The organism is Corynebacterium sp. KPL1986, assembly GCF_000477975.1.
Lineage (GTDB): Bacteria > Actinomycetota > Actinomycetes > Mycobacteriales > Mycobacteriaceae > Corynebacterium > Corynebacterium accolens.
On sequence record NZ_KI515719.1, the window covers coordinates 985,644 to 1,001,321 of the forward strand.

At 58.7% G+C, this 15,678-nt stretch carries 13 protein-coding genes; 2 read left to right on the forward strand and 11 right to left on the reverse strand.

Annotation, left to right across the window (positions count from 1 at the left end; genetic code table 11):
- The first annotated feature begins 6 nt into the window (after nucleotides 1-6).
- Nucleotides 7-1,362, forward strand: coding sequence for a protein kinase (locus HMPREF1287_RS04585; RefSeq protein WP_023017222.1), 1,356 nt, complete (start codon nucleotides 7-9; stop codon nucleotides 1,360-1,362).
- 8 nt (nucleotides 1,363-1,370) lie between these two features.
- Here HMPREF1287_RS04585 and HMPREF1287_RS04590 read toward each other — a convergent pair whose 3' ends face one another.
- Together HMPREF1287_RS04590 and HMPREF1287_RS04595 are read right to left on the reverse strand one after the other, a co-directional pair.
- Complete coding sequence (locus HMPREF1287_RS04590; protein ID WP_005283913.1) at nucleotides 1,371-2,759, reverse strand: class II 3-deoxy-7-phosphoheptulonate synthase; 1,389 nt, start codon at nucleotides 2,757-2,759, stop codon at nucleotides 1,371-1,373.
- A gap of 44 nt (nucleotides 2,760-2,803) precedes the next feature.
- Entirely contained in the window at nucleotides 2,804-3,313 is a 510-nt protein-coding gene (locus HMPREF1287_RS04595) for a polyadenylate-specific 3'-exoribonuclease AS (protein WP_023028997.1), read from the reverse strand.
- 75 nt (nucleotides 3,314-3,388) lie between these two features.
- Between HMPREF1287_RS04595 and HMPREF1287_RS04600 the strand changes: the two genes are divergently transcribed.
- Nucleotides 3,389-4,576 (forward strand): glycosyltransferase 87 family protein, encoded by a 1,188-nt coding sequence (locus tag HMPREF1287_RS04600; RefSeq protein ID WP_023017220.1) that lies wholly within the window; start codon nucleotides 3,389-3,391, stop codon nucleotides 4,574-4,576.
- On the opposite strand, the gene HMPREF1287_RS04605 is transcribed toward HMPREF1287_RS04600, so the two are convergent.
- The 9 genes from HMPREF1287_RS04605 to HMPREF1287_RS04645 all read right to left on the reverse strand — a co-directional run bounded on the left by HMPREF1287_RS04605 (nucleotide 4,482) and on the right by HMPREF1287_RS04645 (nucleotide 15,633).
- Nucleotides 4,482-5,573, reverse strand: a complete 1,092-nt coding sequence (locus HMPREF1287_RS04605) for an acyltransferase family protein (RefSeq protein WP_232215130.1) — start codon at nucleotides 5,571-5,573, stop codon at nucleotides 4,482-4,484. The two genes, HMPREF1287_RS04600 and HMPREF1287_RS04605, sit on opposite strands and share 95 nt — an antisense overlap.
- 65 nt (nucleotides 5,574-5,638) lie before the next feature.
- Nucleotides 5,639-6,379, reverse strand: coding sequence for a 1-acyl-sn-glycerol-3-phosphate acyltransferase (locus tag HMPREF1287_RS04610; protein ID WP_005283920.1), 741 nt, complete (start codon nucleotides 6,377-6,379; stop codon nucleotides 5,639-5,641).
- A 23-nt stretch (nucleotides 6,380-6,402) separates the two neighbouring features.
- Entirely contained in the window at nucleotides 6,403-7,335 is a 933-nt protein-coding gene (locus HMPREF1287_RS04615) for an ROK family protein (RefSeq protein ID WP_023017218.1), read from the reverse strand.
- Between the two features lie 38 nt (nucleotides 7,336-7,373).
- Nucleotides 7,374-8,477 (reverse strand): glycosyltransferase family 4 protein, encoded by a 1,104-nt coding sequence (locus HMPREF1287_RS04620; protein WP_023017217.1) that lies wholly within the window; start codon nucleotides 8,475-8,477, stop codon nucleotides 7,374-7,376.
- Nucleotides 8,478-9,521 carry a C40 family peptidase gene (locus HMPREF1287_RS04625; protein WP_023017216.1) on the reverse strand — a complete coding sequence of 348 codons (1,044 nt, stop codon included), beginning with the start codon at nucleotides 9,519-9,521 and terminating at the stop codon, nucleotides 8,478-8,480.
- 121 nt (nucleotides 9,522-9,642) lie between these two features.
- Complete coding sequence (locus tag HMPREF1287_RS04630; RefSeq protein WP_005278362.1) at nucleotides 9,643-10,272, reverse strand: C40 family peptidase; 630 nt, start codon at nucleotides 10,270-10,272, stop codon at nucleotides 9,643-9,645.
- Nucleotides 10,273-11,906: 1,634 nt separating this feature from the next.
- Nucleotides 11,907-13,529: a cytochrome bc complex cytochrome b subunit gene (locus HMPREF1287_RS04635; protein ID WP_005278357.1), complete on the reverse strand. Its 1,623-nt coding sequence runs from the start codon at nucleotides 13,527-13,529 to the stop codon at nucleotides 11,907-11,909.
- A complete protein-coding gene (locus tag HMPREF1287_RS04640; protein ID WP_023030472.1) occupies nucleotides 13,529-14,749 on the reverse strand; it encodes a ubiquinol-cytochrome c reductase iron-sulfur subunit in 1,221 nt (406 codons plus the stop codon). The genes HMPREF1287_RS04635 and HMPREF1287_RS04640 overlap by 1 nt, the downstream gene beginning before the upstream one ends.
- Entirely contained in the window at nucleotides 14,746-15,633 is an 888-nt protein-coding gene (locus HMPREF1287_RS04645; protein WP_005283937.1) for a c-type cytochrome, read from the reverse strand. The genes HMPREF1287_RS04640 and HMPREF1287_RS04645 overlap by 4 nt, the downstream gene beginning before the upstream one ends.
- Between the last annotated feature and the right edge of the window lie 45 nt (nucleotides 15,634-15,678).

A 15,678-nucleotide genomic window follows, 5' to 3' on the forward strand; every position in this document is an offset into this window, starting at 1 on the left:
GGAGGTATGACTAGGTTGGAAATTGGTGACGTGTTGGAAGACCGTTACCGCATCGATCGCCCCATCGCCCGCGGCGGTATGTCTACCGTCTATCGCTGCGTGGATATGCGCTTGGGCCGCCAAGTGGCCGCAAAGGTCATGGATGAGCGCTATGACGATGACCCGATTTTTATCAAGCGCTTTTCCCGCGAGGCCCGCGCGATGGCGCGGTTGCAGCACCCCAACCTCGTGGCCATTCATGATTTTTCCGCTGACGGCGAGCCCGTTTACCTCATCATGGAGCTCATCGATGGCGGCACCTTGCGCGAGCTGCTTGCCGAAGGCGGCCCCCTTACCGTCCCTGCCGCTTTATCGACGCTGCGCAGCGTGCTCCAGGGCTTGACCGAGGTGCACTCCACGGGGCTTATCCACCGCGATATTAAGCCCGATAACGTGCTCATTACCTCTCATCACCGGGTGAAATTGGGCGATTTCGGCTTGGTACGTGCGACGAATGCGCAAGCCACCTCAAATATGATCGTCGGCACCGTCTCGTACTTGGCACCGGAACAGGTCACCGGCGAGGATATAACCCCCGCTACCGACGTGTATTCGGCCGGCATCGTGCTCTTTGAGCTCCTGACCGGAACCGTGCCATTTTCCGGGGATACTCCGATCGCGCACGCCACCGCGCGCCTATACGACGACGTTCCCGCCCCATCCACGCGCGCTGAGGGCGTGCCCAAGCTTGTCGATGCCCTCGTGGCCACCGCCACCGCCCGCGATCCCCGCGAGCGCTTTGCCGATGCCGGGGAGTTTTTGGATGCCATCGAGGATATTTGCCGGGAATTGGATCTGCCCACGGTGACCATCCCGGTTCCCCGCAATGCGGCCGCCGCGCGCACCGCACAAACGCCGACGGATTATTCCGGCATCGGCGCTACGGATGTATTTGAGCCCACGCGGACCATCCCGCAAGGCGCTACCGAGCATTTAGACGGCGGGCCCACCGAGGTCATTCCCCCTGAGCCCGAGCCGGATCCGCCGCAGCCAGACTTTGAAACGCGCCTCGATGTCCCCCAGGCGCCCCCTGACGATTCCCCCGAGCCGCCGCTGGCACCTGCTCCAGCACCGTCCCCGGCCCCAGTGCCGGCCCCTGGTTCTGCCATGGAGGCTGGAGCGGGTGCGGCGGCGCATTCTCCCGCGCAGCCGCCGGCACAGGCGGCAGAAGAAGAACCCGCCGAGCGGCCCCTGACCAATCGCCATCCCGCCTCACTGCTGGTTTTTCTCCTCGCAGTGGCGGTGGCAACCGGCGCGGTCGCTATCAGCGGGTGGTGGTTTGGTTCCTCCTATTACGAAGGAACCCCTTCCCTCTGGGTCTAGGTGGCGCCCTAGTTCCGAAGCATCTCCGCGATGAGGAACGAGAGCTCGAGGGACTGCTGCGTATTCAGGCGCGGGTCCACGGCGGATTCATAGCGGCCCGGCAGGTCCAGATCGGTGATGTCCTCGGCGCCACCCAAGCATTCCGTCACGTCTTCCCCAGTGAACTCGAGGTGCACGCCGCCCGGGTGTGTGCCCAAATCGCGGTGTACCTCGAAAAAGCCCTGCACCTCGTCGACGATCTTGTCGAAGTGGCGGGTCTTGTACCCGTTGGACGAGGTAAAGGTATTACCGTGCATGGGGTCGGACTGCCATACCACGGTGTGCCCGGAGTCTTCGACGGCCTTAATGATGGGTGGCAAGACGCTGCGAACCTTGTCGTGACCCATGCGGGAGATGATGGTCAAGCGGCCGGGCTCGCGGTTGGGATCTAGCTTTTCGGCGTATTCCACGGCCTGCTCAGGCGTGGCGCCCGGTCCGAGCTTGATGCCCACCGGATTGCCGATCATCGCGGCGAAATTAACGTGGAAGTCATCCAGCCCACGGGTGCGCTCACCAATCCACACCTGGTGCGCAGAGAGGTCATAGAGCTTGGTATCGCCATTATCGTCTTGGCCCAAGCGCAGCATGGAACGCTCATAATCCTTGAGCAGCGCCTCGTGCGAGCAGTAAATATCCGCCGAGTGCAGGGTGGAATCCTGCACGCCGCACGCATTCATGAACTTCAGGCCATTCTCAATCTCGCGGGCCAAGTCCTGGTAGCGGGCACCCGCGCGCGATTTGCGGACGAACTCGCGGTTCCATTCATGCAGGCGGTAGAGATCCGCGGTGCCGGAGGAGGTCAGCGAGCGCACCAAATTCATGGCGGCAGAAGAGTTAGCGTAAGCACGGATCATGCGGGCAGGATCGTGGCGGCGATCCTCATCGGTGGGGTCCACGCCATTGACGATGTCCCCGCGGTAATTTAATAGGCCATTCGCATCCGTATCCGAGGAACGCGGCTTGGCATACTGCCCAGCAATGCGCCCCAGCTTCACCACTGGAACAGACGCGCCATAGGTCAAAACGACGGCCATCTGCAGCAGGGTCTTAACGTTGCCGCGAATATGCGGCTCGGTATTTGATTCAAAGGTCTCGGCGCAATCGCCGCCTTGCAGCAGGAAGGCGTTGCCTAGTGCGACATCGGCAAGCTGCCGCTTGAGCTTCTCAATCTCTGGGGCAACCACGATGGGCGGCACCGACTCGAGAATCTTGCGCACGTTATCGGCTTGGGTGGGATCCCAACTGGGCTGTTGCTTCGCATCGCGCTTGATGACGTCCTGGAAGACCTCCTCGATGCCCTCAGGCAAGGGCGGAAGATCAGGCAGAACACTTTGGGGAATATCTACTGTCCAACTCACTCTTCCATTTAACCATTTAATGCCTGTCGCTTGGTAGTTAACTGCTAGAAATTGATTCTATTACCCTTGGACAAGGGCAAGACCTCGGTGCAGGCGCGGAATTTGGCGAGGTTATGGCGGGCATCGACAAGCGCATCGTGATTGCCCTTAGGAACGGCCGGCAAGCTAGGACGCCCGGCGAACTCCCACAGCTGCTTTAGCTCGCGAGTATAGCGCGGCAGGCGCTTGGGCAAGCTCGCCATATCGCCCCACAGCTGCGCCAATACCACGTGGTCATACGCGCCAACCCACGCCCATAGTTCAATAGGCGTAGAGCTGCGCGTTAAAAACTCCAGGATTTCCGTGCGGATGGTGCTCGCTGGCTTCCATGCGGAATCCTGGGGACTGGGCAGTTTGGCCAAGACGTTTTCCTTGACCCAAGAGTTGGCCTTGGACGGGTCAAAATCCGTGGATACGGCATAATATTCACTTCCGTTCTCACCGACGATGCCGATGGAGACCAATTCAATGGTCTTGCCATCCTCGATAAATTCGGTGTCATAGAAGTAACGCACGTTGTACAAGCCTAGCGCTGCGGCGACGGGCGCGGGAAATTGGCCCCACGATCGCGCCACTGTAAAATTTTGCAGGTGAGCCGAACCGATAATAAATCCCTGTGGACCACCGCCCTCCCCCTAATCCTGTCAGCGCTTGCCGCCCTGTGGTGGATTATCGATATTCCTGCCTTATTCGCCGGCGATTTTCGCGCCTTTTACCACATTGACCTCGATGTGTACCGCGAAGGTGGGGCCGGATTCGGCAGCGACCTTTATAACCGCGACTATTTCGTAGGCACCGACCGCAACGTGTCTCTCCCTTTTACCTACCCACCGTTTGCGGCCCTGCTCTTCGCCCCGCTCCAGTGGATCCCCCTCACCGCTGCCGCCGTGGTGATCACGGTCCTCTCCGTGCTCGCCTTGTGGGTCTGCATTGCGCTGGTATTGCGCACCCTCAATTGCCAACAATGGGCGGCCTGGGGGCTTTTTGCCGCCATGCTGGCCGAGCCAATTACGCAGACCTTTAGCTTTGGCCAGATCAATATCCTGCTCACCGCACTCGTGGTCATTGATTTGCTGTGGGTGAAAAAGGCCCGCGGCATCCTGACCGGCATCGCCATTGCCATCAAGCTCACCCCGGCGGTCTTTTTGGCTGTCTTCTTCGTCCGCCGCGAGTGGAAGGCCTTCTTTACCACGCTAGGCTCCTTCGTGGCTGCCGGCCTTATCGCCTTTGCCGCCAATCCGCACAGCTCGATTGAGTATTGGACCTCTACCCTGCGCGATTCCGAGCGCATCGGCGGCCTAGCCTATAGCGCCAACCAATCCTTGCGCGGGCTATTTACCCGCTTAAGCCCCAATAACGCAGAAACCTTGTGGCTCGTTGGCGTCATCGTCGTCATCGCGATCGTGTGGTTTGCCATGGAGCGCCTGTCCCGCGGTAACCAGGTTGTGCTCATGCTGCTGGCAGCCTCCGTATCGCTGCTGTGCTCCCCCGTATCGTGGTCGCACCACTTTACCTGGCTGGTATTAGCGGGCATCTACCTGGTGGCCAGCCGCCGCTGGGTCCTCGCCGCTCTCACCTGGCTGGCGCTTTTCGCCCGCGGCCACTGGCAGGTTCCACATACCGAGGACCAGGAGCTGGATTGGACGGGGTGGCAGCACATCGTTGGCAATGACTACGTCATCATCACCGTGCTGTTGGTTGCTTGTTCGCTACCATTGGCTCTACGGCGGGGCGGCGCCGATCGATCCGCGGCGGAACCAGCGTCCAGCCAAGGATAGGGACTTTCCCCAGCGCCCACAGCGCCAGGGAGGAAATGGCCGTAAAGATAAAACAAATAGCGATCCAGAACCACGTGTTTTCCAGCGGCCACGACCCGGCCAAAGAAACGACATAGTCATGATGCGCCATGTAGTACCCATAGCCCACGGTCAGGCCGATGGGGTGCGAGAGATAAATCGGCAGCGTGTGCCGGCCGACGAACTTCACGCCTTCTGCAATCCACGGAATGTGGCTAATGAGCACGGCCCCAACGATTCCCGCGGGTACCTCTAGCACCTGTTCCGCGAAGCGCACTAACAGGTTGATATCTCCCCATTCCAAAAAGTCCGCGCCCAATAGGGGCCAGTTAAAAGCAATGTCTTCTTCGTTGCCGTCCCACGCGTGGCGCAATGCCAGGCCAACACAGTACGTGCCGATGGCCGCGGCATATGCCCCAACGCTGCGCGCCGTCCACGAGCCGTGGAATACCTCTTCTGCCGCGGCGGCAAAACGGGTAATCGGCTCCCGCAGGTAGGCTGCACCGACGAAGATGGGCAGGAACATGATGGCCTTGCTAATAAACTGAAACTGTTCCTGCCATGCAATAAATATAACGGGGGTAAAGCTCAGCCCGATGCCCGCCCACGCAGGCAATTTGCGCACGCACCACAGAAATAGGTTGAACAAAATGAGCGCATGGATAAACCACGCCATGGTATGGCCGAGCAAGAGGTTATACACCATGTCGGTCATGCCCCAGGAAGAGTCACCGAAAACCCACTGGTACTCCAGCTGTTTGGTCAAGTGCTCTACGGACATCCACACCAGATAAGGGATGAGGAAGAACCAGAGGCGGCGGGTGAATAACTCCGCGAAATTGTAACGAAAGACTTTATAAGAGAAGTAGCCGGAGACCAGAAAGAACAGGGGAAGGCGCAGGGGATCGAGAAAGGTATTGAGAGTTGCAAGCCACGTTTGTTCGGCTCCTGGCACCTTCAGCGTGATGTGTAGGAGCACCACGCCGATGATAGAAATTCCTTTTGCGGTATCCGGCCACGCTAAGCGGGCCTGAGGAATTGTAATTACCTCCCTTTAATCTCCGCACCGGCGGGGTACCCGTGGCCGGCCTTTAATGATTCCTTCACATCAGCCGCATAGACATCCACATAGGGATTGCCGGAGAGCTCGGCTAAGGTCTTCATGACCATATCCGTAAAAGCACGGATGGTCTCGTGCTCCTGTGGATCCATGCCGTGTTCGCGCGCCCAATCGTGTGGGTAAATGGGGTCTCCCACGCGCACGCCCACCTTGGCGGGGCGGACAATCCACGATCCGATCGGGTTGGCCTTGCGGGAATTGATCATGGCGATGGGATAGACCGGCTGATTGGTCTCCATCGCGATGCGCGCCATTCCGGTACGACCCTTATACACACGCCCATCTGGGGAACGTGTGCCCTCTGGATAGATGCCAAAGAGATCATCGCGCCCCAAAATCTTCCGCGCGGTTTCGAGCATGGCTTGGCTGGCTGATTCATGATCGCGCTCAATGGGGACCTGCCCGACGGAGCTAAAGAACCACTTCTGCATGCCGCCCACGAGCCCAGGGGTGGTGAAGTACTCGGCCTTGGCTAAGAACGTAATTTGGCGCGGGCACAGCAAGGGGAAGAAGAAGGAATCCATCACCGCTTGGTGGTTGGATGCCAAAATCGCGGGGCCCTCAGCAGGGATTTTTTCCATTCCTTCTGACCAAGGGCGGTTCCATACACGCAGGGCGGGACCGAAAAAGATATGCTTAAACGCCCAGTACCACTTGTTTTTCATCTCCAGCTCGTCCTTCGCTCGTTCTAGTGGCCGCGGCGGGCCAAGTCAGCTACGCCAATCATACCTGCTGCCGAGCCCAATTCCGCGGTTGCAACGCGAGCAAGGGGGCGATGCCCAGCGCCGACGATATCCCGGCCCATGGCAGCGGTGGCTTCCTCCAAGTACATATCCGCGTCTTGGGACACCCCGCCGCCGATCACGATGAGCTCCGGATCGAGCACATCGGCGACGATGGATAGGCCTTGGCCCAACCACTGACCGAAGTTCTCCATTACCGCAATGCCGAGTGGGTCTCCCCCACGGGCCGCGCGTGCGACCTGCTCACCGGTGGGGTAAGGCGGCAAGGTAGTCTCATAGTCTGGCCGCAGCTCTCGCGCGGTATCCGGCAGCGCCGTGCCAGAGGCGTAGCGCTCTAGGCACCCTCGCTTGCCGCACGAGCACTGCCTGCCATTCGGCACCACCACGATATGGCCGAATTCCGGGGCCGTTCCAAACGCGCCGCGGTAGATGGTGTCATGGGTCATCAAGGTCGCGCCGATGCCGGTGCCGACGGCAAAAAATACCCAATCCTTCGCGCCGCGCCCCGCGCCAAAGCGCCATTCACCCCAGGCAGCGGAGTTGGCATCGTGCTCCAGCCGGACGTGCAGCCCCAAGCGCTCCGCGAGGTTTCTCCGGACGGGAGCATTCCGCCACGGCAGGTGCGGGGCAAAGCGGACGGTCTCACACTCTGGATCCAAAAATCCTGCGACGGCAAGGCCCACCGCACCCACGGGATACTCTGCGCGCAGCTCCTCGACGATTGCTACCAGGTCATCATCAAGTTGCCGCGGGTCGCTCGAGGTTGGCATGGTGCGACTCGCAAGGATTTCCCCGTCTCGAGTAATTACTCCACCGCGCACATTGGTGCCACCGACATCGAAGCCGATAGTAAGATCGGCGGAGTTGTTTTCAAGCATGGATATCAGAATATACCGACAACCGGGCCAGGGTCACATCAAGCCATAAGCTTTCTCAGCCGCTGCCCCATGATCTCCCAGCTCCAGTGCTGTTCAACATGTCTGCGCCCCGCCTGCCCCATACGATCACGCATTTCTGGCGAGCGCAAGAGCGCCTTCAAGGCCTCCACGAGCTCATCGACGGACGCGCCCTTGACGACGATCCCCGTCTCCCCCGTAATGGTCTCCGGTGCTCCCCCAGAATCACCGGCAACGACCGGCAGCCCGCAGGCTTGTGCTTCCAGATAGACGATGCCCAGGCCTTCCACGTCCAAGCCGCCGCCCCGGGTGCGGGCCGGCATGGCAAAAACATCGGCGGCGTGGAGGGCGGTCTCAATGCTGGGGGCCGGCTGAATCACCGCATCGGGGCAGTATATCTCTGCCAATTCTTGCAGTACGTCGTGGTAGCGCCCGCGACCAATCAACATTAGCTGCGCATTGGGGAATTCTTCCCTGATCTGTGGCATCGCCCGCAATAATTGGTCTTGCCCCTTGCGCGGGACCAACCGGGAAATGCAGACGATGGTTGGCCCATTTACCCCAAACTCCGCCTTTGCCGCAGCGCGCTGGGCAGGGGTTGCGGGGGAAAGTGAATCTAGGCTGACGCCGGAAGGCAGGTGCGCCCACTCGGGGCGCGGGCCAAACGCTCCACGCAGGCGACGCTGAGTGTAGTCCGAAATATAGGTAATGACATCGGCGTTATTGCCAATCAACCGCAGGCACTGGCGGGCCAGCGGAACCATGGACCAGCCCACCTCGTGGCCATGCGTCGTTGCCACCACGCGGCGCGCCCCCGCTTGCCGCGCAGCATTTCCCATCAGCGCCAGCGGTGCCGCCGCACCGAACCACACGACCTCAATGGCCTCTTGCCGGATGATCTCCTGCATGCGGCGGATGGTGGCCGGGGTGGGCAGCATCACGCGGTGTGGCCACCGAATGACCTTGTAGGCAACCGAGGCGTCATAGTCCTCCGGCGGCTCTTGGGTCGAAGCGAATACTACGACATCGTCTGGGTCGAGCGCTTCTAGGTAGTCCCGCAGGTAGGACTGGATTCCTCCAACTTTGGGAGGAAAGTCATTCGTTACCAGCAGTATGCGGGCCACTTAGAACCGTGCAGTCCCCGAAATCGGCATCGAGTTAAGCGGCACGACCTGAACCGGCACACCATAGGTCGAGGCGTGTACTACCTGGCCGTTGCCAATGTACATTCCAACGTGGGTAACTCCTGGGTAGTAGCCCACGATATCGCCAGGCTGCAGCTGGTCAACCGGCACGGACGTGCCACCAGCGATTTGCGCCTGCGAGGTGCGCGGAATGGTCTTTCCAATCTGCTGGTAGGCCCAGTACATCAGGCCGGAGCAGTCGAACTGATTCGGGCCGGCAGAGCCCCAACCATAGGGCGAGCCCAGCTTGGACAGGGCCGCAGAGCTAGCGCCATCGGCAATCTCACCCAAGTCGATGTCCAGCTTATCCGTGCCGCCGAATTGTCCTACCCAGGCCTCGCGCTGCTCATCGCTGAGCGCATCCACCTGCGCCTCGATATCGGCCTGCTGCTCTTCCAGCGCATCCTTTTGCTTTACCAGCTCATCGCGCTGCTTTTCGAGATCCTTCTTTTCCTTTCGGACCTTTTTCGCAGCCTCAGCGGCTTCCTGCTGAACCGCTTCGGCCGTCGAGGCGGCATCAGCCTTGGCATCGAGGGTGCGCTGCGCCTTACGCGAGAGCGCGCCCAAGTAGCCCATGCGCTCTACGGCGTCTGCGGCGTCTTCTGCTGCCAAAGCGCCCGAGACGGCAGAACGGGAGTCTCCCCGGTAGCGAGACTGTGCCAGATCGTCCACGCGGCCTTGCTGCGTGAAGACATCGCCCTGCGCGTCGCGTACGCGCTCTTGTGCCTGAGCGGCGTCCTCTTCTGCTTGAGCGACCTCTTCTTCCTTGGCCGCGAGCTTATCTTCTAGCTCTTTGACTTCCTCGTTCTTAGCAGAGACCTTGCGGGCGACCTCGCCGACGCGATCCACCAGCTCATCAACATTTTCAGTGGCAGATTCTTGGTTCGGTTCCGCCTCTTGCGCGATAACTTGAGGGAGACCAGAAAGAGTAGTGACAGCGAGGACTGCAGTTAGTGCAGCGGCTGGGAGCACACGTTTAGACACGAGAAGACCTTCAACTCAAAATTTTCAAAAATCGAATTTACTATAGCGGGTTTTAGCCGCTGTTGCACAACAAAACCCTCCCCTTTTTTGCAAAGGGAAGGGCAAGTCATTTCACTGCCAATTAGAAACGGACAGCGTTGTGGATCGGCATGTAGTTCAAGTCGCGCTCCTGCACAGGGGTGCCGGAGTTAAGCGCGTCAATGATGGTGCCGTTGCCGGTGTAGATACCGACGTGGGAAGCGCCACCGTAGTAAGAAATGATGTCACCAGGCTGCAGCTGATCCAGGGAAACCGGGGTACCGCCAGCAGCCTGAGCCTGGGAGGTACGCGGAATCTGAACGCCAGCCTGGGAGTATGCCCAGCTGGTCAGGCCGGAGCAGTCGAATGCGCTCGGGCCGGCAGCGCCGTAAACGTACGGCGAGCCAAGGACGGAGCGTGCAGCTTCCAGAGCCTTCTGACCAACGGTGGACGGTGCCGGAGCAGCCTGCTGCTCAGCAGCGGCAACGAAGTTGTCGCCACCCTGGTTGGAAACCTGACCCAAGGACGGGACGTACTTGTCAATGTTCGGTACCTGGTCAATGTTCGGAACGTTTTCCAGACCGGCAACCTCGAAACGGTAGTCGGTATTAGGAACAACGACCTCAGCAGCCTGAGCGACGCCTGGGGCGGCGACAGCTGCGGTTGCAGCGATAGCTGCAGTAGATGCGATACGACGGGTATTTACAGTGCCCTGACGACGGTGCTTTGCCACGAGAAAAACTCCAAATCTTCCTACGCGTCTACTTTCCCTTGTAGAAAAGCTCTGACCCTGGGGCCTAGTGTTCATTGGAGGGCCGTTCCTTTAGGCCTTCCTCCACTCGGCCCCTCACTAGGAGGAGCCAGATGCGACGCTATAAATTTTCATTTCGTATTGAGCACCTTTTCGGGCGGTAACTCAATGTCTCGAATAGGTTACGAAATCATCACAATCAATGTCCATTCACTACCCCGGATCTAGCTTTGTTACACGTTCGTTATCTTATTTTGACCAAGCCGAGACAAACCCGACATATCGAAGATTCAATAAAGCTATTACTGATTTTTAAGGGCCATACACTGGGACAATCGCCAAGGCTTAGCCCACCTCCGGCAGTTAGCTCTTCCACAAACAAGCGCTTCAACAAGTTCAAAAATTATTATTTGTGACTTTCGACACATACTATGTGTAACAATCACTTTCGTACCATCAGCCTCGTCCTTGAGCGCCTTCGGATCGCGTAAAACCGGCCGCCCTATCCAGCGTTATCGCTCCGGGTTTTACTGAGCCCGCGAGCCAATTGCGTGCTGAGCCCAAGGGGCCACCTCGTGGCTTGTTGCCAGGCACTGGGGCCGGTTAGGTAACGCCGCTTCCAGTACCCACCGGGCGAGTAAGGTTTAGTCCACCCCAGTTCCTCGCTTTACGGCGTGAGTCCCTATAGAAAGGCCTTGGTCCGCCTAGTCTCTGCAGAGGCCGGCAATACTTGCTTAAAGGCCTGGCAAAGACGTGTACCTCACTGCAGTATCTAAGAGGGCAGAGAATAACGCCTATATCTCGCGCCTCGAGGAACGCTCTCGTTGTCGGATTGGGTCATTCCCAAACCAATGTCTGCACAAAGCACAGCGCCCTTCAATTAACCCAGGCGAACTGGCGAAGAGGATACGGACGTGGATCCTGCGACTGCTCTTGGAGACGATACATTCGAAGAGTTCTAGCATTAGTGGAAAGCTGCGACGACGGCCCCAAGTGAGGCTCACGATTCTAGTGGTGATGACTACAGCAGAAAAGCTGCAATTAAGAACTGTGCTAACTGTGTCCAAGAAAGTGAAGCAAAGGGAAAAGAACATATTAGGGCTGGAGGGTGTGCGATAGCTATTCCGAAGCCCTGTAGACCACGCTTAAAGACAAATCCCGGCTATGGGACTCACTCAAATCCTCATATCGCGGAAAACGTCCCTCCCAGGTTTAGTGGCAACCTCATGCTCCTAGGACGGCTACCCTATTGCTAACTAACAAGGCTGGCGCTATTCCCCACCGCTAGACAAGGCGTTCCCGCGTGAGCCGGCGTTTGTCGGTACTTCCATTCCTGTATACGGAGGGCGACGAGCTTCTTACTGCCTCGGTAGACCGCTGGCGTGTGCGAGGCGCTCTGCTAAGACTTAGGCAATTATTCGATTTTCGCCTAAAAGAGACGGTCCCAGGTTGCCTGTATTATGTGCCGACTCCTCACTCAATAGCCCAGCAAAAGTAACCCGGGACTCCTTAAGAAAGCAACGGTCCCAAAACTGAAACGAGCCCGCTTACCACCAGGTATTGGTGGCTTAGCGGGCTCGTTTAGTGAGCGTGTATCGAGCTAACCCAAGGAAAGGTTAGATGCGACCGTTTTCCTCGTCATCACGGCGGTTGGCCTCGTTGAGGCGGCGGAACATCTCCGCTTCCTCTTCGTGGTTCTCCTCGTGAATCTCGTGAACGCGGCGCATGAGTTCCGGATCGTCCGGGCTGAAGGTGCCCTGAATCTCGGAGTCAGCGTAACCGAGGTGGTTAAGTTGCTTCGGCACCTGAGCGCCTGCGTACTCAAGCGGTACTGCGTGGCCGTGCTCATCAACCGGGCCGAGCGGCTGGTGAACCTCAATGAAGGCACCGTTAGGCAGCTGCTTGATGACACCGGTAGCGATACCGTGCTCGAGCACCTCGCGGTCAGAGCGCTGGAGACCAACGCAAATGCGGTAGGTCATGAAGTAAGCAATCGGCGGCAGGACAATCAGGCCGATGCGTCCGACCCAGGTCATCGCATTCAACGAAATCTGGAAGAAGTGCGCAACGTGGTCGTTACCACCGGAGAGAGTAACCAGGAGGAAGAACACGATTGCTGCGGCACCGATCGCGGAACGCGTAGGAACGTCACGTGGACGCTGCAGAAGGTTGTGGTGCGCATCGTCACCAGTGAACTTCTTCTCCAGGAACGGGTAGGTGATAAGCAGTACAACCATCAGGCCACACAACAGCGCAACCCAGAAGGCGGAAGGAATCGTGTAGTTACCCAGGTACAGCTCCCAAGCGGGCATGACACGCGCCACACCGTCAGTCCAGAGCATGTAGATATCGGGCTGGGAACCCGCAGACACCTGTGACGGGTTGTACGGACCAAGCAGCCAGATGGCGTTGATGGTCAGCACACCGGACATCAAAGCCAGCACGCCAGCGACCATCATGCCCATACCAATCGCCTTGGTGGCGAAGACCGGCATAATACGGACGCCAACCACGTTGTTCTCTGCGCGACCCGGTCCAGGGAACTGGGTGTGCTTCTGGAACCACACCATGATCAGGTGGGCCGCGATGAGGCCCAGGATGATGCCAGGGATGACCAGAACGTGCAGGATGTAGAAGCGGTCCAGCATCAAGTCGGACGGGAAGTCGCCGTTGAAGATGGCCCAGTGCAGCCAGGTACCAATGATCGGCAGACCCAGGATGATGGCGGACATAATGCGCAGACCAACACCGGAAAGCAGGTCGTCCGGCAGGGAGTAACCGAGGAAGCCCTCGATCATGCCCAACAGGATAAGGGTGCAACCAATAATCCAGTTAGCTTCGCGGGGACGACGGAATGCACCGGTGAAGAAGATGCGCAGCATGTGCGCAACCATCGACATCATGAACAGCAGTGCTGCCCAGTGGTGCATCTGGCGAACGAAGAGGCCACCACGGACCTCGAAGGAAATATCGAGTGCGGTTGCATAGGCGCGCGACATCTCAACGCCGTTCAGCGGTGCGTAGGTGCCGTCGTAGATGACCTTCGTAATGGAAGGGTCAAAGAATAGCGCCAGGTATGTACCGGTTAGTAGAAGAATGATGAAGCTGTACAGCGCCATCTCACCGAGCATGAAGGACCAGTGGGTCGGAAAGACCTTGTTCAGCTGCGTCCTTAGCACGCCGGCGGCGCTGTAGCGCTCGTCCATGTTGTTGCCCATTTGGGCGAGTTTATTGCTCATTATGACTTACGCTCCCAGAATGCCGGACCGACAGGCTCAATGAAGTTGCCTTCTGCAACAAGGTAGCCCTCATCGTCCACCGTGATGGGCAGCTGTGGCAGAGCACGGGCGGCCGGGCCGAAGACCGGCTTACCGTAGTGCAATGCGTCGAACTGCGACTGGTGGCAGGGGCACAGGATTCGGTTGGTCTGTGCCTCGTACAACGACGTTGGGCAACCAATGTGAGTACAAATCTTGGAGTAGGCGTAGTAATCGCCGTGGTGGAAGTTTTCCTGACCCTCACGTTCGATCGCCTTCTGCGCATCGGAGTGGCGCAGACGAATCAACATCACCGCGTTGCGGTTGCCGTGGATGGAGTGCATGTGGTGCTCGTATACGTCGCGCTTAGCGTCGTACTGGTCACCGTCGTTGACGTCTTCTTCCGCAAGCGGGAAGACGGTTTCCATGCCGCCGGCAGCCAAGTCCTCGGGGCGAACGCGCACCAGGCGGGTAACGCCTTCGGTGGTGTAGTGTTCGCCGGACTCGCCGGAGTGCTTCTCAGCGATGGTGCCGGTGTCACGAGCGAGGTAAAGCTTTACGCCTTTCTCGTGCATCGTCCAGCCGGAGGTCCACAGCGTGCCATCACCGGCGTAGTTCACCTCGTGGCGAACCTTCCATGGATTGCGGATTGCGCCGCCAAGCGGGGCGATAACAGTCAAGCCGAAGAGAACGCCTGCACCACCGAGCAGACCTTGGATGGTCTTGCGGCGGCCGAGAGTGGAGGTCTTCCAAGAATCGTTCAAGAGAGCGGTAAGAGTACGGCGGTCAACTTCTTCGGAAGGACCATCGTGGCGACGCTGCACGGAGATTTCTTCCGGCAGGATCTTCTTCACGTACTGAACGATGGCAAAGCCGAGTCCGAAGATGGACAATGCAGCGGTAATACCAAGCAGCGGGGTGTAGAGAGTGTGCCAGACGAGGCCGTCCTCCCCTAGCTGCTTGTACTGCCAAGGCCAGAAGAGGTAGACGCCCAAGAAAGCCAATCCGCCGATAACGGAGAGTGCCAGCCAAATGGCGACATTGCGACCCGCACGCTTTTCCGCGGGGTCACCTTCAACCGGGAAACGCTCCTTGCGGAACGCTACGGTGACATCATCGAGCTCGGTACCAAGTGCAGCAAGTTCATCATTGCTCATCTTATCGAGCTCTGCGTCAGTGTAATTCTTTTTCACATTGCTCATGAGCGCGATCCAATCCACATAGCAGCGGCGCACAGTGCGCTGATACCAATAATCCACATTGCCAGGCCTTCAGCCACTGGGCCGAGACCGCCAAGGTCCCAACCGGCAGGAGACGGAGTCTCTTCTGCAGACTTCAAGTAGGCGATGATGTCCTTCTTTTCATCTGCAGTCAGCTGACGGTCAGAGAACTTTGGCATGTTCTGCGGACCGGTCAACATTGCCTGGTAGATTTCCTGCTCGTTAGCAGGTGCCAGCTCCGGGGCGTACTTACCGGAGGACAGCGCGCCACCCTGACCGGTGAAGTTGTGGCAGGATGCGCAGTTCATGCGGAAAAGCTCAGAGCCCTTGGCAACGTCTTCGGCCTGAATTTGGCCGTTGTAGTTGGCGCCGCGAAGGGATTCTTGGGCGATGCTTCCATCGTCGTTGTAGACAATGTCTGCGCCGCCACCGTTAGCAGCGACATAAGCGGCCAGCGCCAAGGTCTGCTGCTCGGTGTAACGAGGAGCCTTGCGCTCTGCCTGTGCGTCGTTGGACATCATCGGCATGCGGCCGGAGTGAACCTGGAAGTACACAGAGCCGGCGCCGATACCTACGAGAGAGGGGCCACGGCCTTCGATGCCCTGCAGATTGGCACCGTGGCAGGTGATACAAGCGGTGTCGTAGATGTCCTTACCCTCTTGCACGAGGGCTTGATCATCTTTTTCCGCCGTAGCGACCTGAGCGTCAGGCGTCAAGGCAGAGGCCAAGACGCCAGCGCCGGTCAAACCGATGGCCAAAGCAAAGCCACCTGCAAGGGTGCGCTTCGCCTTGCGGCGACGGCGGGTCTTCTTAGCCGAGGCAGTGGTCTGCTCCACTGCCGCGGACTGCGAATTGTTATCCATCATTTTCCTTTAGATAACTCGAACACGGGAGGACTGTTTTGGGGAGAG

Coding starts and splice junctions, on each gene's coding strand:
- HMPREF1287_RS04585 (WP_023017222.1), top strand. CDS start 7: ATGACTAGGTTGGAAATTGGTGACGTGTTGGAAGACCGTTACCGCATC.
- HMPREF1287_RS04610 (WP_005283920.1), bottom strand. CDS start 6,379: ATGAAAAACAAGTGGTACTGGGCGTTTAAGCATATCTTTTTCGGTCCC.
- HMPREF1287_RS04615 (WP_023017218.1), bottom strand. CDS start 7,335: ATGCTTGAAAACAACTCCGCCGATCTTACTATCGGCTTCGATGTCGGT.
- HMPREF1287_RS04635 (WP_005278357.1), bottom strand. CDS start 13,529: ATGAGCAATAAACTCGCCCAAATGGGCAACAACATGGACGAGCGCTAC.
- HMPREF1287_RS04640 (WP_023030472.1), bottom strand. CDS start 14,749: ATGAGCAATGTGAAAAAGAATTACACTGACGCAGAGCTCGATAAGATG.
- HMPREF1287_RS04645 (WP_005283937.1), bottom strand. CDS start 15,633: ATGATGGATAACAATTCGCAGTCCGCGGCAGTGGAGCAGACCACTGCC.